The organism is Photobacterium lipolyticum (assembly GCF_003026475.1).
Classification (GTDB): domain Bacteria; phylum Pseudomonadota; class Gammaproteobacteria; order Enterobacterales; family Vibrionaceae; genus Photobacterium; species Photobacterium lipolyticum.
This window is the reverse complement of the sequence record NZ_PYMC01000007.1, coordinates 102,631-124,123: the sequence shown is the minus strand read 5'-3', so window position 1 is coordinate 124,123 and position 21,493 is coordinate 102,631. Positions and strand designations below refer to the sequence as shown.

21 protein-coding genes are annotated in these 21,493 nt (G+C 47.8%); 10 read left to right on the top strand and 11 right to left on the bottom strand.

Annotated elements, in window-relative coordinates:
- Positions 1 to 110 precede the first annotated feature (110 nt).
- Complete coding sequence (locus tag C9I89_RS11515) at positions 111 to 1,454, top strand: UDP-glucose dehydrogenase family protein (RefSeq protein ID WP_107283507.1); 1,344 nt, start codon at positions 111 to 113, stop codon at positions 1,452 to 1,454.
- Positions 1,455 to 1,532: 78 nt separating this feature from the next.
- Positions 1,533 to 2,537 carry an NAD-dependent epimerase gene (locus tag C9I89_RS11510; protein WP_107283506.1) on the top strand — a complete coding sequence of 335 codons (1,005 nt, stop codon included), beginning with the start codon at positions 1,533 to 1,535 and terminating at the stop codon, positions 2,535 to 2,537.
- Positions 2,538 to 2,608: 71 nt separating this feature from the next.
- Here C9I89_RS11510 and coaD read toward each other — a convergent pair whose 3' ends face one another.
- Together coaD and C9I89_RS11500 are read right to left on the bottom strand one after the other, a co-directional pair.
- Positions 2,609 to 3,094, bottom strand: a complete 486-nt coding sequence (gene coaD / locus C9I89_RS11505; RefSeq protein WP_107283505.1) for a pantetheine-phosphate adenylyltransferase — start codon at positions 3,092 to 3,094, stop codon at positions 2,609 to 2,611.
- A 30-nt stretch (positions 3,095 to 3,124) separates the two neighbouring features.
- Complete coding sequence (locus tag C9I89_RS11500; RefSeq protein ID WP_107283504.1) at positions 3,125 to 4,177, bottom strand: glycosyltransferase family 9 protein; 1,053 nt, start codon at positions 4,175 to 4,177, stop codon at positions 3,125 to 3,127.
- Between the two features lie 92 nt (positions 4,178 to 4,269).
- On the opposite strand from C9I89_RS11500, the gene C9I89_RS11495 reads away from it, so the two are divergent.
- Positions 4,270 to 4,974 (top strand): 3-deoxy-D-manno-octulosonic acid kinase, encoded by a 705-nt coding sequence (locus C9I89_RS11495; protein WP_107283503.1) that lies wholly within the window; start codon positions 4,270 to 4,272, stop codon positions 4,972 to 4,974.
- Here C9I89_RS11495 and waaA read toward each other — a convergent pair.
- The gene (gene waaA / locus C9I89_RS11490) at positions 4,959 to 6,257 is read right to left on the bottom strand and encodes a lipid IV(A) 3-deoxy-D-manno-octulosonic acid transferase (protein WP_107283502.1); all 1,299 of its coding nucleotides are present in this window, start codon (positions 6,255 to 6,257) and stop codon (positions 4,959 to 4,961) included. The two genes, C9I89_RS11495 and waaA, sit on opposite strands and share 16 nt — an antisense overlap.
- Positions 6,258 to 6,459: 202 nt before the next feature.
- On the opposite strand from waaA, the gene C9I89_RS11485 reads away from it, so the two are divergent.
- Both C9I89_RS11485 and C9I89_RS11480 read left to right on the top strand, forming a co-directional pair.
- Positions 6,460 to 7,512 carry a CDP-glycerol glycerophosphotransferase family protein gene (locus C9I89_RS11485; RefSeq protein ID WP_107283501.1) on the top strand — a complete coding sequence of 351 codons (1,053 nt, stop codon included), beginning with the start codon at positions 6,460 to 6,462 and terminating at the stop codon, positions 7,510 to 7,512.
- A gap of 4 nt (positions 7,513 to 7,516) precedes the next feature.
- Positions 7,517 to 8,293 carry a glycosyltransferase family 2 protein gene (locus tag C9I89_RS11480; RefSeq protein WP_107283500.1) on the top strand — a complete coding sequence of 259 codons (777 nt, stop codon included), beginning with the start codon at positions 7,517 to 7,519 and terminating at the stop codon, positions 8,291 to 8,293.
- A 130-nt stretch (positions 8,294 to 8,423) separates the two neighbouring features.
- On the opposite strand, the gene C9I89_RS11475 is transcribed toward C9I89_RS11480, so the two are convergent.
- From C9I89_RS11475 to rfaD, 5 genes are all read right to left on the bottom strand, one after another.
- Positions 8,424 to 9,149: a glycosyltransferase family 25 protein gene (locus C9I89_RS11475; protein WP_107283499.1), complete on the bottom strand. Its 726-nt coding sequence runs from the start codon at positions 9,147 to 9,149 to the stop codon at positions 8,424 to 8,426.
- A gap of 102 nt (positions 9,150 to 9,251) precedes the next feature.
- Positions 9,252 to 10,334, bottom strand: coding sequence for a glycosyltransferase family 4 protein (locus tag C9I89_RS11470; RefSeq protein WP_107283498.1), 1,083 nt, complete (start codon positions 10,332 to 10,334; stop codon positions 9,252 to 9,254).
- Positions 10,335 to 10,336: 2 nt separating this feature from the next.
- Positions 10,337 to 11,662: an O-antigen ligase family protein gene (locus C9I89_RS11465; protein WP_107283497.1), complete on the bottom strand. Its 1,326-nt coding sequence runs from the start codon at positions 11,660 to 11,662 to the stop codon at positions 10,337 to 10,339.
- Between the two features lie 5 nt (positions 11,663 to 11,667).
- On the bottom strand, positions 11,668 to 12,627 hold the full coding sequence (gene lpxM, locus C9I89_RS11460) for a lauroyl-Kdo(2)-lipid IV(A) myristoyltransferase (protein WP_107283496.1): 960 nt from the start codon (positions 12,625 to 12,627) through the stop codon (positions 11,668 to 11,670).
- Positions 12,628 to 12,642: 15 nt separating this feature from the next.
- A complete protein-coding gene (gene rfaD / locus C9I89_RS11455; RefSeq protein WP_107283495.1) occupies positions 12,643 to 13,587 on the bottom strand; it encodes an ADP-glyceromanno-heptose 6-epimerase in 945 nt (314 codons plus the stop codon).
- A gap of 119 nt (positions 13,588 to 13,706) precedes the next feature.
- Between rfaD and C9I89_RS11450 the strand changes: the two genes are divergently transcribed.
- The gene (locus C9I89_RS11450) at positions 13,707 to 14,354 is read left to right on the top strand and encodes a TetR/AcrR family transcriptional regulator (protein WP_107283494.1); all 648 of its coding nucleotides are present in this window, start codon (positions 13,707 to 13,709) and stop codon (positions 14,352 to 14,354) included.
- A 70-nt stretch (positions 14,355 to 14,424) separates the two neighbouring features.
- On the opposite strand, the gene C9I89_RS11445 is transcribed toward C9I89_RS11450, so the two are convergent.
- From C9I89_RS11445 to gpmM, 3 genes are all read right to left on the bottom strand, one after another.
- Positions 14,425 to 15,147: a divergent polysaccharide deacetylase family protein gene (locus C9I89_RS11445; protein WP_107283493.1), complete on the bottom strand. Its 723-nt coding sequence runs from the start codon at positions 15,145 to 15,147 to the stop codon at positions 14,425 to 14,427.
- Between the two features lie 73 nt (positions 15,148 to 15,220).
- On the bottom strand, positions 15,221 to 16,369 hold the full coding sequence (locus C9I89_RS11440; RefSeq protein WP_425440410.1) for a peptidoglycan DD-metalloendopeptidase family protein: 1,149 nt from the start codon (positions 16,367 to 16,369) through the stop codon (positions 15,221 to 15,223).
- Between the two features lie 17 nt (positions 16,370 to 16,386).
- Complete coding sequence (gene gpmM, locus C9I89_RS11435; protein WP_107283491.1) at positions 16,387 to 17,928, bottom strand: 2,3-bisphosphoglycerate-independent phosphoglycerate mutase; 1,542 nt, start codon at positions 17,926 to 17,928, stop codon at positions 16,387 to 16,389.
- Between the two features lie 419 nt (positions 17,929 to 18,347).
- On the opposite strand from gpmM, the gene C9I89_RS11430 reads away from it, so the two are divergent.
- The 4 genes from C9I89_RS11430 to cysE all read left to right on the top strand — a co-directional run bounded on the left by C9I89_RS11430 (position 18,348) and on the right by cysE (position 21,451).
- A complete protein-coding gene (locus C9I89_RS11430; RefSeq protein WP_107283490.1) occupies positions 18,348 to 18,788 on the top strand; it encodes a rhodanese-like domain-containing protein in 441 nt (146 codons plus the stop codon).
- A 123-nt stretch (positions 18,789 to 18,911) separates the two neighbouring features.
- The gene (gene secB / locus C9I89_RS11425; protein WP_107283489.1) at positions 18,912 to 19,397 is read left to right on the top strand and encodes a protein-export chaperone SecB; all 486 of its coding nucleotides are present in this window, start codon (positions 18,912 to 18,914) and stop codon (positions 19,395 to 19,397) included.
- Between the two features lie 18 nt (positions 19,398 to 19,415).
- Positions 19,416 to 20,435: an NAD(P)H-dependent glycerol-3-phosphate dehydrogenase gene (gene gpsA / locus C9I89_RS11420; RefSeq protein WP_107283488.1), complete on the top strand. Its 1,020-nt coding sequence runs from the start codon at positions 19,416 to 19,418 to the stop codon at positions 20,433 to 20,435.
- Between the two features lie 194 nt (positions 20,436 to 20,629).
- Positions 20,630 to 21,451 (top strand): serine O-acetyltransferase, encoded by an 822-nt coding sequence (gene cysE, locus C9I89_RS11415; RefSeq protein ID WP_107283487.1) that lies wholly within the window; start codon positions 20,630 to 20,632, stop codon positions 21,449 to 21,451.
- Positions 21,452 to 21,493: the final 42 nt, after the last annotated feature.

Below are 21,493 nucleotides of genomic sequence, written 5' to 3'. Positions count from 1 at the left end.
AATCTAACGCTTAATGGCCAGTCGTGACGTCAAATGATACGTGTCGGTTGCTCTTAGTCGCCATTAGCGTTGTTGGTGCAAAACCGCTTTAATTATTTTGGGAACAGAACATGAAAGTTACAGTTTTTGGTATTGGGTATGTTGGCCTGGTTCAGGCTGCCGTTCTGGCGGAAGTTGGCCATGAAGTGGTGTGTGTCGATGTTGATCAGAACAAGGTTGAGAACCTGAAGCAGGGGATTATTCCTATTTATGAACCGGGTCTGACACCGCTGGTCAAAGAAAACTATGAATCAGGCCGCATCACCTTCACCACGGATGCTGAACTTGGCGTTAAACATGGTCAAATGCAGTTTATTGCTGTCGGTACGCCACCAGATGAAGATGGCTCTGCCGATCTGCAGTATGTGTTAGCGGTTGCCGGCACGATTGCCAAGTATATGGATGATTACAAAGTGATCATCGATAAATCGACAGTACCGGTCGGTACTGCAGATAAAGTACAAGCCCATGTGGCAACAGCGCTTGCAGAGCGTGGCGCTGACATTGATTTTGATGTTGCCTCTAATCCTGAATTTTTAAAAGAAGGCGCGGCTGTTGCGGATTGCCGTAAACCCGATCGCATTGTTATTGGTACGGATTCTGAGCGGGTTGAAAAACTGATGCGTGAGTTGTATGCGCCCTTTAATCGCAACCACGACAAGATCATCTTTATGGATGTTCGGTCAGCCGAGCTTACCAAATATGCTGCAAACTGCATGCTGGCTACCAAGATTTCGTTCATGAACGAGATGTCGAACCTGGCAGAAAAACTGGGAGCGGATATTGAGCAGGTTCGCAAAGGTATCGGCTCTGATCCCCGCATTGGCTACCATTTTATTTATCCGGGCTGTGGTTACGGTGGTTCGTGTTTCCCGAAAGATGTGCAGGCATTGGTGCGTACGTCCCAGGGGATTGGCTATCAATCTGAGTTGCTGGAAGCGGTAGAGCGAGTCAACTATCGCCAGAAAGATAAGCTAATGGCGAATCTGAACCACCATTTTAATTCTGATCTTAAAGATAAAACGATTGCGGTTTGGGGGCTTTCCTTTAAACCCAATACCGATGATATGCGAGAGGCATCCAGCCGGGTGTTAATGGAGTCACTGTGGCAGGCGGGAGCGAAGGTTCAGGCGTTTGACCCCGAAGCGATGGAAGAGTGCCAGCGTATTTATGGAAATCGCGACGATCTGCTGCTAATGGGGACTAAAGAAGCGGCATTGCAAGGTGCCGATGCGCTGGTGATCTGTACCGAGTGGACGAACTTCCGTGCTCCTGATTTTGATTTCATTGCGACGACATTAAAAGAAAAAGTGATTGTTGATGGCCGCAACTTATTTGAGCCGGTACTAATGCAAGAGCGCGGTTTTAGTTATTACGCGATTGGCCGCGGTGACAGTATTCGTCCCGTAATTTAAAGACAAAATGCCACTGTTCATCTCTTTGCTGTTTATGACATAGCAATGAGGTGGACAGTGATAAAAGACAGGTAAAGTATGAAATATCTCGTAACGGGTGCAGCAGGTTTTATTGGTAGTGCGGTGACGGAACGCCTTTGCGACCAGGGCCATGATGTCATTGGTATCGATAACCTGAATGATTACTACGATGTCTCGCTCAAGCATGCGCGTCTTGAGCGTGCTGCTAACGAAAGATTCACCTTTATCGAGCTGGATTTAGCAGATCGTGACGGCATGGCGACTTTGTTTGCCGAGCAGCAGTTTGATCGTGTTATTCATCTGGCAGCCCAGGCCGGAGTACGTTACTCCATTGATAATCCGATGGCCTATGCCGACAGTAACTTAGTCGGCCATTTGGCCGTGCTCGAAGGGTGTCGCCATAATAAAGTCAAACACCTGGTCTATGCGTCTTCAAGCTCGGTATATGGCCTGAACCAAAAGATGCCGTTTAATACCTGTGACAGTGTGGATCATCCGATTTCATTGTATGCCGCAACGAAGAAATCCAATGAGTTGATGGCCCATACATATTCGCATTTGTATGGTGTTCCCACCACTGGCCTGCGTTTCTTTACTGTCTATGGCCCCTGGGGGCGTCCTGACATGGCATTGTTCAAATTTACCAATGCGATTGTCGAAGGCAAAGGCATCGATGTGTATAACAATGGCGATATGCGCCGTGATTTCACTTACATCGATGATATTGTTGAAGGCATTATCCGCATTCAGGATGTGATCCCGGAAAAGAACAAAGACTGGACGGTCGAAGCGGGTTCGCCTGCAACCAGCTCGGCGCCTTATAAAGTGTATAACATCGGCCATGGCAGCCCGGTGAAGCTGATGGACTTTATTGAAGCGCTGGAAGAGGCGTTAGGGATTGAAGCGAAGAAAAACTTCATGCCGATGCAGCCCGGCGATGTGTATGCAACCTATGCCGATACTGACGACTTATTTAACGCTACCGGTTACCAGCCCGCGGTGAAAGTGAAAGAAGGCGTTAAGGCATTTGTTGATTGGTATCGTGCGTTTTATAAGTGCTGATGATCTAATTACATGAAGTGCAAAAACAAAAAGGAGGCTATGGCCTCCTTTTTTTGAATGCGGATTACGTGCTACTTTTTATGCAGCTTGACATTAAGCGCTGCGGTAATTTGAGGGTCGACGAATTGGCTCACATCGCCCTTGTGAAGTGCAACTTCTTTCACAATGGTTGAGGAAAGGAAAGAGTTCTCTTCGGATGGGGTAAGAAAGACGGTTTCTAATTCTGGCATTAAACGGCGGTTCATGTTCGCCAGCTGGAATTCATACTCAAAGTCAGAGACCGCGCGTAAGCCGCGAACTAAGATATTAGCATTAGATTCCTTGGCGAAATCGACCAGCAGACCAGAAAAACCAACGACTTCAACGTTGGATAAATGCTTGGTGATGGCCTGTGTGAGCGTGACACGCTCTTGCAGATCAAACAGGGGCTTCTTGCTCGGGCTGGCTGCAATACCGACCACCACATGGTCAAACATAGCGGCAGCACGCTCAATTAAGTCAAGATGGCCATTGGTGATTGGATCAAAAGTACCCGGGTAGATAACGCGTGTTGTCATGGTGATCTTCCGTTAAATAAAATAATTTGTTTAGTGCGAAACCGATGGTGAGATCAGACTGTCGAGTATGGACTTTACTTTTTCGACACTGATGTCTTTCATTAAGTCTTCGCCTTTCACTCTGGTGCCCCAAGGCAAGGCATCAACCGGTTTTCCATGTTGTTGTTCGGCATGTTGATCGTAAACGCTCGCCACGTGATCCAGGCTATTGTAAGGCCCGGTTCTGTATGGGTTACTGTGAGCATACAACCCAATAACCGGTGTTCCCTGGGTGGTAGCCAGGTGCGCAGGGCCGGTATCCGGGGCTAAGACAACATCGACTTGCCCTAATAAGGCCGTTAATTGCTTCAAGTTGGTCTGGCCAATCAAATTAACGACAGGCTGCTGGCTGTATTGTTCTATTTTCTTGCCCAGCGCAATTTCTCTGGGAGCCGGTGAACCGCATAGCAGTACCTGCATACCTTTGCTGTTAGCATAGTCCGCAATTTCTGCATATCGCTCGGTTAGCCAGTTGCGTTCATCTTTGCTGGCGGCAGGAGAGATCAGCAGGGTTTGTTTTCCCGCTGTGTATTGCTGAGCAAACCGGACATCTTCTTCCGCCAGCGGAATATTCCAGCTTGGCGCAGAAAAAGGAACCCCGAGATAACGGGCAAAATCCGCGAAATTGTCCAGGACATGAAAGGCATCGGTTTTTGGCAGGTGCTTGTTAGTAAACAGCCATTGTCCTTCTTTGGTGCGGTTGCGGCCAAATCCAACGCGGTATTTAGCTTTAATGCCCAATGATAGTACACTTGCACGAAGTGCTGCTTGCATATGGAGTAAGGCATCAAACTTTTGCCCTTTTAATGCACGCCAAACAGTTCGCATACCGGCAAGACCGGCTTTTTTATCAAAGGTGACGACGGTTATCCCTGGCAAGTCACCGATAAGCTGGGCTTCTATTTTCCCGGTAATCCAGGTGATTTCTGTTTGAGGCCAGTGGCATTGTATTGCTTGCACCACGGCAATCGCGTGGCAAACATCACCAATTGCAGATAATCGCAGAATACACAAAGATTTCGGCGGAGTAGAAAATAGCGCCATTGCTGATACCCAATAATGATTTGAAGATGGAATTATGCAGTTCACTCAGGTGATTGTAAAATAACGAAGCGTAACCTGTCAGGAGTTTCACCGTGGAAGAATTGTGTTTTGATAACCAGCGCATCTGGTTTGACCCGAATTTGTTGCAAGAAGATCCGAATGTATGTTTTGACCCGGTGTTCTGGCAGCAAGGAGCAAAAGTGATTGGCTCGGCGGAAGGTCGAGGCACAACCTGGTTTGTTCAGGGTGAACGGTTACCGATGGCACTGCGTCATTATCGTCGTGGCGGACTATTTGGCAAACTGGTAGAAGACTCATATTGGTTTCTTGGCTGGAGCAAAACGCGCTGCGCTGAAGAAACGTTGTTGCTGCATAAGTTGGCGCAAGGTGGCGTGCGTGTTCCCCGCCCCGTCGCGGCGAGGGCGATCCGCTCCGGTTTAACTTACCGTGCCGATATTCTGGTTGAGAAGATTGATAACGCCAGGGATCTTGTGGCGTTGTTGCAAAAAAACAGCCTTCCCGAGCCTGTGTGGCTGCAGATCGGGGCAACGATCCGAAAAATGCACGATTTACAGGTGTGCCATACCGATCTGAACGCTCACAATATTTTGCTGGATGGCGACGAGCAGGTTTGGTTGATCGATTTTGATAAATGCTATGAGCAGTCGGGGTCAGCATGGAAAGAGAAGAACCTGGCCCGCCTACACCGCTCATTTGTTAAAGAGCAGGGTAAGCGAGGTATTCAGTTTCAGGACTCATGTTGGCAATGTCTATTGCAAGGTTACGCTGGGGCCTGAGTTGAAAGCTGGTGGTTGAGAGCGGTTAAGGTTTTGGCAACCGCACCTTGATTTTGTTTTACCACGTTCAAAGCGGCGGATCCCATGGATTGGCATTGTTCAGAGCTCGCAAAGAGTTGCGTTAGCATCAGCCCCAGTTCTTGGGCATCGGCACAGATCCAGACTGCATTGGCTGAGCATAACTGCTCAGTTATGTCGGTAAAATTGTAAAAGCTTGGCCCGGTGAGCGCGGGTTTCCCCAAGGCGGCAGGCTCTAACAGGTTATGCCCGCCGACCGCATCACCGATTAAGCTGCCGCCCATAAAGGTGATATCTGCAGCGCCCTGGAAGATCAGCATTTCTCCCATCGTATCGGCCAGATAGACCTGAGTATCGGCTGAAACCTCGGCATTGGCTGTGCGGCGCACACAGGTAAAGCCGGTATCGGCACACAACTGTTCAACCTGATTGAAACGCTCTGGGTGGCGCGGAACAAGAATTAATAAACTGTCCGGGTACTTTTGCAGAACAAACCGGAATGCCTCCAAGACTTGTTCATCCTCCCCTTTGTGGGTGCTGGCCGCGACCCAGACCGGCCGCTGAGCGCCTAACTGGCTGCGTAAATCTCTTGCTTGCTGTTTGATTGAAGCCGATATTTCGATGTCATATTTAATTGAGCCGGTCACCGTGACATTTTGCTCTTTCATCCCTAATGCTTTAAAGCGCTCCGCATCATCATGATGTAAGCACAAAACATGGTCGATATTGCGGGCCAGTAGATTGAAAATGGGCTGAAACTGACGATAGCGAGCCGCTGAGCGGGCTGACAGGCGGGCATTCATAATAATGATCGGTACGCCTGAATCGTGAACTGAGGCGAGGGTATTTGGCCACAGCTCAGTTTCCATAATCAGCATCGCAGAAGGTTTTATCGTTTTTAAAAAGCCTTTAACACACCATGAAAAATCAAGTGGCATATAACGGTGTTCAACCAGATCGCCCAGTTTGGCCACTTGCTCTGCACCTGTGCTGGTTGTCGTTGTGACGACAATGGGTTGCTCTGGGTTTTGCGCTTTTAAGGCTTTAATCACTGGAATGGCAGCAATAGATTCGCCAACCGAGACCGCGTGGATCCAGATAGGGCGGAGTGCGGTATTTTGGTTAGCGATCACGGGGGTAAAGCCAAAATGCTCTTTCCAGCGCGGGCCGAATGAAGGCTTTCCCGCTTTTTTCTTGTAAAGGCCGTAGAGTAGGAGTGGGGCGGCGAGGGAAAGTAATAAGGTGTAAAACCAGCGTATGAGCACGGTGTATTCCTTGATATCAGTCGGAAAGTTTTCTTGAGAGTGTATACGATGTTGTGAAAGGTTTTTACGACATTTTACTATTGATATAACCGGGCAAGGGTTAACGGGGATTTTCTGATATGATTACGGATTAACGCGATCATACTTTTTGCACTTTGGCTTGTTTTTTCAATACGCTTGTTTATACCGGGATTTTTATACCATGCAACAAATTGCTGATGGCTCAAATGAGAAGTTTTCATATCGTTTTTTATTTTATGTCGAACAAAACTATTCCTTTGCTATTTTGCGCCCCCTGCAAGCTGTCGCGATTGCTGCGGGTCATCAGGTTAAGTGGTTGCTGGCCGGCGATGAAGTGTCGAGAGGTTTTCTTGCAGAAGGTGAAGATGAGCTCCTGACCATTAAAGAGGCCGTTGATTATAACCCCAACGCGGTGTTTGTGCCGGGTGATCGGGTGCCGTCATTTATTCCCGGCCTGAAAGTGGAAGTGTTTCATGGTTTAAATGAAAGCAAGCGAGGCAATGTATACCCCGAACGCGGGATGTTCGACCTGTTTTGCACCGAAGGCCATGAACGAACCGGCATGCTTGAACCGTTAGCTGAAAAGCGAGGCTATTTCAGAGTTAAAGAGACGGGTTGGCTAAAGCTTGATAGCTTATTTAATTTTAAGTCAGAGACAACGTACTCAAGACCTCAGATCTTGTTTGCATCAACATTCACCCCAAGTTTGTCTTGTGCTGAATCGGTATATGAAGAAATTAAGGCGCTCAGCCAGCAAGGTGACTGGCATTGGTTGATCACCCTACATCCGAAGATGGATCCGCAAACGGTTGAGAAGTACCGTCAGCTTGAAAGTGATAATTTAACCTTTTTCGATAATGATAAAGTGATTGAACTGCTTCACCGAGCCGATGTTATGGTGTGTGATAACTCATCAATATTCCAGGAATTTTTATTGCTGAACAAACCTGTTGTCACGGTGAATAACCGTGAAGTTCAACCCTGTTTTATTAATATTACTGAGCCAGAAAACCTTGCGTCTGCTATTCGTGATGCATTGGCTCCAAGTAATGAACTACAAACTTATATTAAACGTTATGGCCCAGATATCACGCCTTATCTTGATGGGCAGTCGGCTCATCGTGTATTGGCGGCAGTCACTGAAATGCTGACTGAAGGCTGGCAGGATAAAAAGCCGGCGAATATATTTCGTAACCTGAAAATGCGAAAGAAAATGGGCTATTGGAAGTGGTAATCACATGCGAAAACATACACTGTCAGTTATTTTAATTACAAAAAATGAAGCCGATCGGGTCGAGGGCTGCCTGCGATCCGTCGCATCAGTTGCCGATGAAATCATTGTCTTGGACAGTGGTTCGACAGATGAAACGGTAGAAATTTGCCAGCGTTTTACTGATAACGTCACGGTGACGGACTGGCCTGGTTTTGGTAAGCAAAAGCAACGCGCTTTAGATAAAGCGACGTGTGACTGGGTGCTTTCAATCGATGCCGATGAAGCACTCGATAGCGACATGCAAACAGCGTTAGTTTCGCTACTTGAGCAGGAAACGATCGATAAAACGGCTTATCGTCTGCCTTGGGGCGTGACCCTTTATGGCAAGACGTTGAAATATGGTCGCAGTGCCCGTTCCGTGTTACGTCTGTTCAAGCGTGAGGGCGCGCGCTATACCTTAGATGAAGTACATGAAACGGTGGTTCCGGCTTCTGGCGAGAAAGGTATAATGCCTGGTTTACTGTTGCACTACACTCATCGAGATTACGGCCATGGCCTAGATAAGGCGGCTCAGTATGCTTGGCTAGGTGCTCAGAAATATCACCGTAAGGGCAAGAAGTCCCATGGTTTGGTATTGGCGCTGCTGCGTGCTATCTGGACCTTCTTCCTCATTTATGTGATTCGCAGAGGGTTCCTCGATGGCAGTGTCGGTTTTATTATCGCGATGACCTATGCCCAGGTGAATTTCAATAAATATGTTGGCTTGTGGTTGTTGGAGCAAGAGAGCAAAACTAAAAAATAGAGCCACTATTCTTGATGAACAATAGAATACCCATCAGCATAACTGTGTGGATGGGTATTCAAATACACTTGGAGGGTTAACAGGCAAGTGTACCGTCGGTCTATGTCGGCGGGGCTAAAACTGGTTTATTTTATCGTGACAGATAAAACGAAATCTGGCTGAGAAAATTACCCGTCATATTTCTTAATTTATATGCCAGGCAGATAATCCTGGTGCTAATGGACTTCTTCTGACTTCTCTTTCTCTTGCCTATGATTGATTCTTCACCGCTGGCTGATACAAAATAGGGTTCTAATCCGTATATCGCTTGTTTATGCATCCAGACATTGCGGATAAACACATCCACGGGAAGGCAAATTTCCTGGCTGTTATCTAGAAATGCTTTTGCGGTTGTTGGAGATATGGCATAACAAGTGGCACATTGTGGTACTTTCAGAAAGTTAGATAAGGTCATACCATCAACTGTAGCGACTTTGTACTGAGGTTTTTTATTGGTTGTTTCCAGTCGGATAAAACCGTATTTATCGATGACTTTCTCACTGGCACTGAACGCCTCAAGCACGCCATCTTTAATCGAGAGATCATCTTCAAACACAATAATAGACTGGTTCAAATCAACGCATTTCTGCCATGCCAGCATGTGGCTCGCGTAGCAGCCTATTTCACCCGGTGCCGCTTTCCTGCCGTAATTGAATAGAAATTCTTTTTCATTGTATTTTTCCAGAAGAGGATGATTTCCTTTTCTGCCATCAACGCCATCTATGAAATTAAAATGAATATGATGTTTATCAAGGATATCCTTTACCTTTTTGCGTCGGTCTAGGCTATCGGCAAGGCTTATCACAAAAGCTTCCATGTTCTCTTTTCCGAAAGTAATTATTTGTGTATTTAAATTATTAGTATAATTGACTGCTTTCTTACTTATTCGCCGCAATTGTAATTGCGGCTGTTGAGTTTGTTAGCCTTTGTTACATAGTTTTTCAAAGTATGCAATGTGCTTTTTCACGGTCTGTGCGGCATTGAACTCTTGATCCAGTTTTTGTTTAGCGGCAGCACTGAACTGAGAAATTTTATTTTTATCGGCAATGAGTTTATTCATCGCATCGGCGAAAGCATCGGCATCGCCGGCAGGGACAACAAAACCGGTTTTGCCATCATCGACCAGCTCCGGTGAGCCACCCGTAGTAGTAACAACCGAAGTCGTACCGTTGGCCATGGCTTCAATGATGGTGCGCGGCAGGCCTTCACCGCTGATTGATGGCTGAACCTGAAAATCGGCCATGGTCATAATTGAAGGTACGTCTTTGCGGTGGCCAACAAGGTGAATGCGATCAGCCATCGGGCTTTGTGCGATCTCTTCCAAATGAGGTTCAAAGCCGCTACCCACTAATAACAGATGGAAGTTTTCATTTTTAATGGCATGCGTTGCTTTAATTAATACCGAAATGCCTTTGCTTGGCCTGACATGAGCGGCACACACCGCGATGATGTGATCATCCGTTAACCCAAACTCACTTCTTTCTGTTGCCGGCACCTGATACCAGGCCAGCTGGTGACCTTTATAAATGGTGGTCACATTATCTTTGATTTTCCATACTCGTTTGGCCACATCTCGCCGAACCGCCTCAGATACACAAATAATACCGTCTACGCGAGGATTCAGGTGGGTCAGGTAGGCACTCGGATCATGACGGTATAATCCCCCCGTCGTTCCGCGGTAGGTGATCACCTTTGCCTTGGTACCGATGCTTGCCAAAATTGCATTGGGAATGGTTTTCGAGTTAAACGCGTAGAAAATATCATATTGGCCTTCTGCCAGCTCTTTACGCATTTTTTTTATGGTTTCTAAACAGATTTTTCTTTTTGGATAGCAGTCAATGGTTTTAACCCCATGCGCATTAAACCGCTCTACATACGGCGCATCGCCTTGGGTCAAGACCGTCACTTCGTGACCTTGCTTAACCATTTCAATAAACATTTCAGCTTCAGGGCGTACGCTGTTCCAAGCATGTTTATATGAGCTGGCAATTAGAATTTTCATTGTTACCCCTGTTGCTTATTTTGTAAGTGGAACTTAGCTTTATGAAAGTAGCTGCCAATATGTTCAATGATGTTCAATGATGCTAACTGTTTCTCTTCTTGTTCGTTATTGAGGCTGACTAACGAGGCAATAATACTGATAGTGATGAAACAGTAAAAAACGATCCCCGAGTTATGGGACAAAAAGGACTGGGTTAAGCAGTAGCTGGCGACTGAAACGACAAAAACCACCCCGCAACTGGCCAATGCGGCCTGTTGGGCTGAAGATGTTGAACGGCTATAGCGTTTATAAATAACCAGAGGGACGGCAAATAAGCCCAGCAGTGCAACCAAGCCGAGTAAGCCGCGCACTGAGGTATCTTCTAAATACTGGTTATGGGCATGAAAACCTTCATTATAGAGGTGCTGGCTGAGGATACCGGCTTTTACCTGCTCAAGCTGGTTGGCATGGCGACCGTTGACTCCCCAGCCAAAGATAGGTTTTTCCTTAATGCTGTAATAGGCGCTTTTCCAAAGGTCAAAACGAATACCGATTGAAGTATTGCTATTACCGTTTTGGTATTGGGCAATGTCATAGCCTATAGCATCAAATCGTTGCTCCATGACCGATGACGGTTGCAGAAATGCTGTGCTGACAGCTAGCAGCGTCAAGAGTATCGCTAGATAGCAACGCTTGGATAACCAGCTGCGATTTAAATAGATCAGAGCAGAGATAACAACAGGAAGGCAGATCCAGCCGCCCCGAGCGCCGGAAAGGAAGCTGCCGATAATGCCGGCACCAGCTGCTATGAAAAACGCGAAAGCTTTAATGTTACGCTGATTTTTTAGATGAAAAATCGTACCACACAGGCTAAGCAAGCCGAGCGACATGGCAATATTACCGCCTTGAATCGGATTGATATGAGCAACAAATGCGCGTGGCTGATCGAGGATAAATACCTGCAGGATGGCAACAGCGCCAGAGGCCAAAGCTCCGGCGGCAAAGCTATTGATTAACCAGTCAAACTTTGGCGGATAACGAAGCAATAACAGTAATATGATGACCGCCATCACAGTTCTGCTGGCCTGGTCGATATCACTAGAGTGACCGCCATCAAAATAGACCGAGATCGGGAACAGGATAAAGTAGCCGAAAAAGGCCGCAATCAGCCACTTATGCTCTTTAGTGAGCGGGGTTTTTTTGGCTCTAAATAGTAATGGCAGTGCCAGAACCAATAACAGCATCGGGATCAGGTTATACCCCTTATCGACCGTCAGGCAGAGGGGCGCAAATAAAAAGACTAGGCTATTTGTGATCAGTAATAATGGATTAGTAATTTTCAATGTCATAGTGGCTAGGCTTTGTCTGTATGATAAGGGTTTTCCCCATCGTTCGGGCGGGTCTTCAGTAAACGTAAAATCCACATGTATTGCTCAGGATTAACGCTAACGTAATCTTCGATACAGGTGTTCATGATACGGGCGTCTTGCTCTTCGCTCTCGCTCGGGAAGGGGGCGAGTGCTGGCTTGATGTCTATTTCGTATTTGCCGGTGCCGTTATTGTACACGGCAAAGAGCGGGACAACCTTTGCCCGGCTTAATTTTGACAACCGTCCCAGACCAGAAATGGTTGCCTTGGTAGTAGCAAAAAAATCGACAAACACACTGTGTTCCGGGCCGAGATCTTCGTCTGGCAGGTAATAGCCTAAATACCCCTCCCTGATCGAGCGGATAAAGGGCTTAATCCCCGTGCTTCGTTCATAAACGCGCCCGCCGTATTGCACTCGCTGTTTGTGCATCAGCCAGTCAGAAACCTGGTTTTTTTGTTTTTTCACCATCGCCACCACGGGCAGGCCGCGCGAGGCAAGCAGTACTGCGGGCACATCAATGGCCCAGGTATGGGGCACGAGCAAGATGGCATTTTGACCTTGGTCTTTTAATGCTGTCAGGTGCTCCTCACCACGAATAATGGTGTTGTGCTCCAGCCACTGGCGATTACGTACCGATAGCGAGGCAAACCCCATCAGGAAGGTACCTGCGGTAATAATGCTCTGCAGCAGTATCGCCTCACGTTCGTGTTCTGATTTTTCAGGGAAGCACATTTGCAAGTTTACCCGGGCGCGGCGGTTGGCTTTGCTGTTTAGTTTCACTGCTTGTTTCGCAAATCCGGTGGCAAGCGCCCGGCGCAGTGAATGAGGAAACAGGCAAACAAGGGTCGCGACAGCTACCGCCAGCCAGGTTCCCCAGTATTTAGGGTGCAAGAAAGACCAGGAAAACGCCGGGTTATAAGCTTGCTTGTCATAATGATCTGTCATCGGGTTATTTCAACGTTACTTATTAAAAATCGCCATGTACTCAGCCACGCCTTCGGCAACTGACTTGAACGGCTGGTTATAACCGGCCGCACGAAGCTTGGTCAAATCTGCCTGGGTAAATGCCTGATAGCGACCTTTCAGGTGCTCCGGGAATGGGACCGTTTCAACTTCGCCTTCACCGTGGTATTTGATCACTGCATCGGCGACGGCCTGGAACGATTCGGCATTGCCAGTGCCGCAGTTGAAGATACCGGATACGCCCTTTTCAAGGAACCACAGGTTTACTTTACACACATCACCCACATAGACAAAATCACGTTTGAAGATCTCGGAACCTTCGAACAGCTTTGGGTTGTCACCGGCTTTAATCTGACCATTGAGATGATAAGCCACAGACGCCATGCTGCCTTTGTGCTGTTCGCGCGGGCCATAAACATTGAAGTAACGAAAACCCGTCACCTGAGACAGTGTCTCGCCATGGGCTTTTGCGTCTTGCCAGATGCGACGAACATAATTATCAAACTGCTGTTTTGAATAACCGTAGACGTTCAGGGCACCTTCATACTGTTTTTCTTCAATGAAGTCGTGATCGCGCCCGCCGTAGGTGGCAGCAGAAGAGGCGTACAGGAATGGAATCTGGTGCTCCAGGCAAAAATGGAGTAACTCTTTAGAGTACTCATAGTTGTTCAGCATCATGTATTTGCCGTCCCACTCTGTGGTTGCCGAGCAAGCCCCCTGGTGGAAAATGGCTTCGATTGGGCCGAATTCATCGCCAGCCATGATCTGGGTGATGAAGTCTTCCTTGTCCATGTAATCAGCGATATCAAGGTCAACTAAATTAACAAATTTAGTGCCGTCTTTTAGGTTATCAACGACTAGAATATCGTTATGACCTTGTTCATTCAGTGCCTTAACGATATTGCTGCCGATCATGCCGGCACCGCCAGTTACAATAATCATCGGTTATCCTAATGCTAATTCATTGATCGAACGGCTTTAGTTAGCCACCGTTACAAATATTGGTTATGAGTTATGATAATATCAAGCGATAGCCATTGGGTGAAGGAAGTGAGAAGCGCATGAAAACCCGCGACAAAATAATTCAGGCCGCACTGGAACTCTTTAATGAGAGTGGTGAGCCTAACGTTACCACCAACCATATAGCTGCTCATTTGGGGATCAGCCCCGGCAATCTCTATTATCACTTTCGCAATAAGGAAGAGATTATACACTGTATCTTTGATGAATACGCCCGCGATCTGAGTATTCGTTTTCAGCCGCAAGCAGAATTTGATGCGACTGCCGAAAGTTTGCTGGGCTACCTGGATGCCGTATTTATGCTGATGTGGCGCTATCGGTTTTTCTACGCCAACCTGCCAGACATTCTGAGTCGTGATGAGGAGCTGCAGAGGAAATATTTACAAGCTCAGGAGGAATTACACAGCAATATCATGGTATTGATGAATAGCTTCAAAGATAGTGGGCTGCTGGATCTGGACGAAAATGAGCTGTTAAGCCTGGCCAACACGCTAAAATTAGTTGCATCGAGTTGGATCTGTTATCAGACCACTCAAGCCCCGGGCGCTAAAATCACCAAAGGGGTGATTTATCAAGGGGTATTACAGATGCTAAGTATTGTCCGTCCTCTGACCACTAATGAAGGGAAGGTTCGGGTTCTCCAACTTGAGTCACATTATTGTGATCAGGTACAACGAGACATTTCATAATTGTCGATTTCACTTGCTGTCGGCCTTTAATATCCCCACGCTGAAGTTATTGTCGTGAGTCAGATTGGTGTTATATCTGTGGATACAACTCTGATAGTCGCACCAGTTTGACCTGCTGTTTTTCTACTTCAGGCAGCCATTGTTGCAGCGCTTCCAGGGTTACGGGATAGGGGTGGCCAATTGCCACGACATAACCATATTTACGGGCCCGTTTCAGGGCTAATTCTAACTGTTGCCGGATAAACTGCCGGGTGCGAAAGTGATCGAGAAAAATATGGCGGCGCAGTGCGGGCACGCCGTTGGCTTGCGCCCGTTCAAATGCCACTGTCTGGGTGGTGGTGCGGCTATCCAGAAAGGAGAGGCCTTTTTCAGCGAGCACTGTCATCACCCAGTCCATCGCTTGGGTATTTTGGGTTAGTCCGCTTCCCATGTGGTTATTGATGGCTATGGCATTGGGGACGCGGCTGAGAGCATGACGCAACGTTCGCTGTAATTCTTCCCGGGGCATATCAGCGGTGAGTGTTGTCAGCTCTAACGGTGCCAGCCGTTGTGGCTGCATGGGCATATGCAGTAACGTATCCCTATTTTCTCGTTCAGCCTGATGCGCAGTGGCTAAATCAAAAGGGGTATCGGGCAGAATTGAGATGCTGATTTCAGATGGTAACGCAGAGAGTTGGACTGGCATGGCCTGATAGCCTAAGTCGTCGATAACGATCGCTAACCTGGCCGCCGCTACCGGCCTTACCGTAAATAGAATGATCAAAAAAGAGAAACAAAGTGCGTTCCGTCGCATGCCGTAGTTCCTGATAATCTTTGTGGTTGAGTTCAAGGCTCCCTGATAGTGCAATCGGGGGAGGCTGTTAGGTTTACTTTGCCAGCCAGTTCCTTGGATTGGTTGGGGTACCTTTACGGCGGATCTCAAAGTACAGGCCTGACCGCTCCTGACCGCCGCTGTCACCCACCAGAGCGATGGCTTCGCTTGCTTGCACCGTGTCACCGACTTTTTTCAGCAGGGTTTGGTTATAGCCATAAAAACTCATATCACCTTTGCCGTGATCGATAGCCAGCATTAAGCCATAGCCTCGTAACCAGTCGGCAAAAACTACTTTACCGGAATACACGGCCTTGACCTGACTGCCGGAAGGTTTACTGAATACCATCCCTTTCCAGTGTAATTCGCCTTTCTGAACCGATCCGTAGGCATGGAGTACCGAGCCTTTGACGGGCCATGGCAGCTTACCCTGTTGCCTAGCCAGACCATCCATCGGGACTCGCCGCGCGGCTTCCGCTTCCGCTTTTGCCTTGGCAATTTCTGCCAGCAAGCGTTTTTCGTTGGCGTGCAGCTCAGTGAGGTAGTTATTATCAGAATTAATCTGACTTTTAATGCTGATAAGAGTCTTCTTTCGGTGCTTTTGTTTTGATTCTAATGTGCTTTTTTCGGTTTTTAGCTGGGTCAGCAAGACCTGCTGCTGCTGGCGTTGCAGGGCTAATTCATGGTGCTTGAGCTGTAACTCGGTGTTGGTCGCCGCTAATTCATTGAGTGCCCGGCTACGCGCCTGGCTCAAGCGTTCTGCGTAAACCGACATCCGATCGAGTTCAGTACTTTGTTTGCCACTTAACAGGCTCGCCAGCTGATCGTTTTGTCCTTGGCGGTATTGGGTGTCGAGCAATTCTTTCAGCATTTCCTGCTGGCCGAATTTCAACTGTTGGAGCGTTGTCTGATCGCGCTCTAGCTTGCTGATGGAGTCGTTGAGAGTGTTGAGCTGACTGTCAGCCTGGTGAATTTTCTTCGCCGTTTGTGCAATGCCCAGCTCTTGCTGTCTGAGTTCTTTTTGCAGGGTGTTGAACTGGGTCTTCTTACTGCCAAGTTGGTTCTGTTGGCGTGAGATCTCCTGTTTGACGCCATCCAGCTGATTTTTACTGGTTGCGACGCTGGGTTGAGAAAACATCAGGCATAACAAAGCGCCAGTGCATAATGCACTGGCGCGGATAGTATGGTTTAGGTGTATGATCATATCCCGCATGGGAGTGATTATTTCAGATCAAACAGAACCTGACCAGTCATCTCTGCTGGGATTTCGATATCTGACAGGCTAAGCATGGTTGGTGCCAAGTCAGACAGTTTTCCGCCATCTTTCAGAGTCAGATCTTTGCTGCCCACATAAATCAGTGGTACGGGCAGATTAGTGTGCGCAGTATGAATACCACCGGTCTCAGGGTTGATCATCATTTCGGCGTTACCGTGATCGGCGGTGATTAACAGCTGGCCATCGACAGATTTAATCGCCTCGACAACCTGACCAATACAGCTATCAAGTGCTTCACATGCCTTAACTGCTGCATCGTAAACACCCGTGTGGCCAACCATATCGCCATTCGGGTAGTTACAGATAATGGTATCGAACTCGCCGCTTTTGATCGCGGCAACCAGTTTTTCGGTCAGCTCAGGAGAGCTCATTTCTGGCTGAAGATCGTAGGTCGCGACTTTTGGTGAGGCAACCAGTGAACGTGTCTCACCGTCAAATTCGTCTTCCACACCACCGTTGAAGAAGAAAGTCACGTGAGCGTATTTTTCTGTTTCTGAAATACGTAACTGCTTTTTGCCTTGCTTCGACAGCCACTCACCTAGGGTGTTTTCCAGGTTTGCAGGTGGAAATGCTGCTGGTAGGTTTATGTTTGACGCATATTGCGTCAGCATCACGAAATCAGCTAGAGCTGGAGTTTGTGCGCGTTCAAAGCTGGTAAAATCGGCTTCAAAAGCACGGGTGATTTCACGAGCACGGTCAGCACGGTAGTTCATGAAGATAACGGCATCGCCATCCGCCATGATCGCCACTTCCTGGCCTTCCGCTCGAATTTCCGTCGCTTTAACGAACTCATCATTCTCATCACGAGTGTAAGCAGCTGTTAGGCCTGCAACCGCAGAATCAACCGTGAACTCAGCTTTAGCTGCCGTCAGCAGGTTATAAGCAACTTCGACACGATCCCAGTTGTTGTCGCGGTCCATGGCGTAGTAACGGCCAATCAGTGACGCCGTACGGCCTTTGCCCAGTTTTGCAAATAGTGCGTCGAAACGCTCCAGTGATGCCTGTGCGCTACGTGGCGGAGTATCACGGCCATCCAAGAAGCAATGCAGATAGATTTTTTCTGCCCCGCGCTTTGCTGCCATTTCGATTGCTGCAGCAATGTGGTCTTCGTGGCTGTGAACACCACCCGGCGACATCAGACCCATGATGTGAACCGCTTTACCGGCCTGAATCGCTTTATCCATGGCATTAGCCAGCGCTTCGTTTTCGAAGAAGTCACCGTCAGCAATAGACTTAGTAATACGAGTCAGATCTTGATAAACCACGCGACCGGCACCGATGTTAGTATGACCAACTTCAGAGTTACCCATCTGACCATCAGGAAGACCGACATCCAAGCCTGAAGCAGAGATCAGTGTGTTTGCTTCGTTTGCAATCAGAGCGTCCATTACTGGTGTATGAGCGTTTGCAATTGCATTATTTTGATTGTCTTCGCGATAACCCCAGCCATCCAGGATCACTAAAGCCAGTGGCTTTTTAGCAGACATATGTTGTCCTCTCATAAGTTAGAAATCTGATACCAATTACATTAAGCATCTGATGTTACGGCAAATGTTTCAGGCAATGGGTATGGGAGATTGTAATTTTACTACAACTATGGCCATAAACTGTAGGTTAAGATCAAACAATGTTGTCAATAGATTGTTATCTTCCTACATAAAATATATTCACTTATTGCTCTGAGTGTAAGCCCTGCGTCACAGTTTTTTTTATTTCATTGATAGATGGAAGCTTAAAACAACTGCTCAAGGCGTATACTAGTAATGCCGGAATCGAGTGAGCCAGTGCGCGGAATTGTGGACTGCTGCTGTACAAGGCGGTCGACGCGGGTATACTCAGACTCCTTTTTGAGCCGAGTTTAGCCCTACTCTTGGATGTTTAGTTTTAGGTATATAGAGCGAAAGTCATGCAGCAATATATAGATTTTGTTACAAGTAATCCTATTTTGTCCCTTGCCTGGGTTGGCCTGGTTGTGGCAATCATTGCGTCGTTTGTGAAGCAAAAGACCGCGGGCTATACCGTTGTGGTACCCAACGAGGCGACGGTATTAGTCAATCGCGAAAATGGTGTGTTTATCGATATTCGCTCTCGGGATGAGTACCGTCAGGGCCATATTGCTGGCGCACTTCACATTTTGCCAAGCCAAATTAAAGAACAGAATATTACTGATCTTGAAAAATACAAATCGGCCCCAATCATTGTGGTATGTAAAACAGGTCAGACGGGGCAAGAGAGCGCAAATCTGCTGAGTAAAGCCGGTTTTGAAAACGTTAACCTGCTAAAAGACGGTCTGATTTCCTGGAATGAAGCAAACCTGCCACTTGTCCGTAGTAAAGGCAAGAAGTAACCGGCAGGAAGTAACGTCAGGTTATCGCTAAGAATTTGCGCAGCTTGTGATGCTTTAGGCCACAGTTGCGAATGTATGAATCATCTCATGTGATGAGATTGTAAAGATAAAAAGGACTCAAAGATGGCTGAAGCAGCAAACAACGAAGCACAACAAAACTTCCAGATCCAACGTGTATTCCTGAAAGATGTTTCTTTCGAGGCTCCTAACTCACCGGACATGTTCCAGAAAGAGTGGAACCCGGATGTGAAACTGGATCTTGATACTCAAAGCCGTGAATTAGGCGAAGGTACTTTCGAAGTTGTGTTACGTCTTACTGTAACCGTGAAGAATGCTGAAGATACGGCTTTCCTATGTGAAGTTCAGCAGGGCGGTATTTTCACCGTATCTGGCATGGAAGCTCCTCAGCTTGCACATTGCCTGGGTGCATTCTGCCCGAACATCCTGTTCCCGTATGCACGTGAAACAATTTCCAGTCTTGTTGTAAAAGGTACGTTCCCGCAACTGAACCTGGCGCCAGTTAACTTTGACGCATTGTTTATGAACTACCTGCAAAATCAGGCTGAAGCCAATAAAGCTGAGTCTAATACCACAAGCGCTGAAGCTTAATCGATACAATAAGCCGATATGAATCAGAACGCGACGAACAATGCGATCACAATGACAGTGCTCGGTGCCGGCTCCTACGGTACCTCACTGGCCATTTCTCTTGCCCGTAATGGCGCCAATGTCATCTTATGGGGGCATGAGGCGGAACACATGGCACAGCTGGAAATGGATCGTGCCAATGAAGCGTTTTTGCCAGGTGTACCGTTTCCGGAATCACTGATTATCTCAGCGGATTTGGAAGCTGCCGTACAGGCAAGCCGTGATTTACTGGTTGTCGTACCCAGCCATGTCTTTGGCGAGGTACTGACTAACGTAAAACCTTTCCTGCGTGATGATTCACGTATCTGTTGGGCCACCAAGGGGCTGGAGCCGGAAACCGGACGCCTGTTGAAAGACGTTGCCGTTGAAGCGCTGGGCGATAATGTGCCATTAGCCGTTTTATCCGGTCCGACATTTGCGAAAGAGCTGGCGGCGGGAATGCCGACCGCTATTGCGGTTTCATCTCCGGATGATGCGTTTGTGCGTGATCTTCAGGAGAAGATCCACTGCAGCAAAACGTTTCGTGTCTACAGCAATTCCGATTTTATTGGCATGCAGTTAGGCGGCGCCGTCAAAAACGTCATTGCAATTGGTGCCGGTATGTCTGATGGCATCGGCTTTGGTGCCAATGCCCGTACCGCGTTGATCACCCGCGGCCTAGCGGAGATGTGTCGTCTTGGTGCTGCATTGGGTGCCCAGCCGGAAACCTTTATGGGCATGGCGGGACTAGGCGATTTGGTACTGACTTGTACCGATAACCAATCTCGTAACCGCCGCTTTGGTCTGGCGCTGGGGCAGGGTAAGTCGGTCGAGCAGGCTCAAATCGATATTGGTCAGGTTGTCGAAGGGTATCGCAACACCAAAGAAGTCTGGGCGCTTGCGCAGCGTTATGGTGTTGAGATGCCGATTTCCGAGCAGATATACCAGGTGTTATACCAAGGTAAAGATGCCAGGGAAGCCGCGAAAGACTTGCTGGCACGCGAGAAGAAATACGAATAGCGGCTGTTTTGCATCGCTACATCGAGAGTAAAAGCAACGTGGGCTGAAAAGCACGCGTTGTTTTTTTTTCTAAGCCAGTTAAAGTTAAAAGGCCACGGTGATACCAATCAGCACAATTTTCTGGTTTCAGCAGATGATTATGCTGATTGGTATGAGTTATTACGAGATCATTAAAGAGATAAACAGAGGGTGATGTGAGGGAGTGTCAACAACATGAGGTCTGGCTGGCCATCAAGCAAGAAGCGAGAGATCAGTCAGAACAAGAACCGATGTTAGCCAGTTTTTATCATGCGACGATTATTAAACATGATAACTTAGCCTCAGCGCTAAGTTATATTCTGGCCAATAAATTGGCGACACCATCAATGCCTGCGATGGCCGTTCGTGAGGTGATTGAAGAAGCCTTCGCGGCCGATTGCATGATCACAGAATCTGCCGCCTGTGATATTCGGGCGGTGGTAGAACGTGATCCTGCGGTAGAAATGTATTCTATCCCTTTGCTGTACCTTAAAGGTTATCACGCCTTGCAGGGCTACCGTGTTGCGAACTGGCTGTGGAAGCATGGTCGTGTTGCCTTGGCCGTGTATTTGCAGAACCAGATCTCGGTTACCTGTCAGGTCGATGTGCACCCGGCGGCGACCATTGGTCACGGCATTATGTTTGACCATGCAACCGGTATTGTCGTGGGTGAAACCGCAGTGATTGAAAATGATGTCTCGATTCTGCAGGGCGTCACCCTAGGCGGTACCGGGAAAGAAGGCGGTGACCGTCATCCGAAGATCCGGGAAGGGGTGATGATTGGTGCCGGCGCTAAAGTACTGGGTAATATCGAAGTCGGAGAAGGGGCAAAAATCGGCTCATGCTCTGTGGTACTGAATCCGGTGCCGCCACACACGACTGTGGCGGGGGTACCGGCGAAAATTGTTGGCCGCCCAAGCAGTGATAAGCCCGCGATGGATATGGACCAACAATTTAATGGCAGCGACAAGACCTTTATTGCGGGTGACGGGATCTAAACCAGAGACGAGTTACGCTTCGCGTAACTCGTATACTTCCCT

Coding starts and splice junctions, on each gene's coding strand:
- C9I89_RS11515 (WP_107283507.1), top strand. CDS start 111: ATGAAAGTTACAGTTTTTGGTATTGGGTATGTTGGCCTGGTTCAGGCT.
- C9I89_RS11510 (WP_107283506.1), top strand. CDS start 1,533: ATGAAATATCTCGTAACGGGTGCAGCAGGTTTTATTGGTAGTGCGGTG.
- coaD (WP_107283505.1), bottom strand. CDS start 3,094: ATGACAACACGCGTTATCTACCCGGGTACTTTTGATCCAATCACCAAT.
- C9I89_RS11500 (WP_107283504.1), bottom strand. CDS start 4,177: ATGGCGCTATTTTCTACTCCGCCGAAATCTTTGTGTATTCTGCGATTA.
- C9I89_RS11485 (WP_107283501.1), top strand. CDS start 6,460: ATGCAACAAATTGCTGATGGCTCAAATGAGAAGTTTTCATATCGTTTT.
- C9I89_RS11480 (WP_107283500.1), top strand. CDS start 7,517: ATGCGAAAACATACACTGTCAGTTATTTTAATTACAAAAAATGAAGCC.
- C9I89_RS11475 (WP_107283499.1), bottom strand. CDS start 9,149: ATGGAAGCTTTTGTGATAAGCCTTGCCGATAGCCTAGACCGACGCAAA.
- C9I89_RS11470 (WP_107283498.1), bottom strand. CDS start 10,334: ATGAAAATTCTAATTGCCAGCTCATATAAACATGCTTGGAACAGCGTA.
- C9I89_RS11465 (WP_107283497.1), bottom strand. CDS start 11,662: ATGACATTGAAAATTACTAATCCATTATTACTGATCACAAATAGCCTA.
- lpxM (WP_107283496.1), bottom strand. CDS start 12,627: ATGACAGATCATTATGACAAGCAAGCTTATAACCCGGCGTTTTCCTGG.
- rfaD (WP_107283495.1), bottom strand. CDS start 13,587: ATGATTATTGTAACTGGCGGTGCCGGCATGATCGGCAGCAATATCGTT.
- C9I89_RS11450 (WP_107283494.1), top strand. CDS start 13,707: ATGAAAACCCGCGACAAAATAATTCAGGCCGCACTGGAACTCTTTAAT.
- C9I89_RS11445 (WP_107283493.1), bottom strand. CDS start 15,147: ATGCGACGGAACGCACTTTGTTTCTCTTTTTTGATCATTCTATTTACG.
- C9I89_RS11440 (WP_425440410.1), bottom strand. CDS start 16,369: ATGATCATACACCTAAACCATACTATCCGCGCCAGTGCATTATGCACT.
- gpmM (WP_107283491.1), bottom strand. CDS start 17,928: ATGTCTGCTAAAAAGCCACTGGCTTTAGTGATCCTGGATGGCTGGGGT.
- C9I89_RS11430 (WP_107283490.1), top strand. CDS start 18,348: ATGCAGCAATATATAGATTTTGTTACAAGTAATCCTATTTTGTCCCTT.
- secB (WP_107283489.1), top strand. CDS start 18,912: ATGGCTGAAGCAGCAAACAACGAAGCACAACAAAACTTCCAGATCCAA.
- gpsA (WP_107283488.1), top strand. CDS start 19,416: ATGAATCAGAACGCGACGAACAATGCGATCACAATGACAGTGCTCGGT.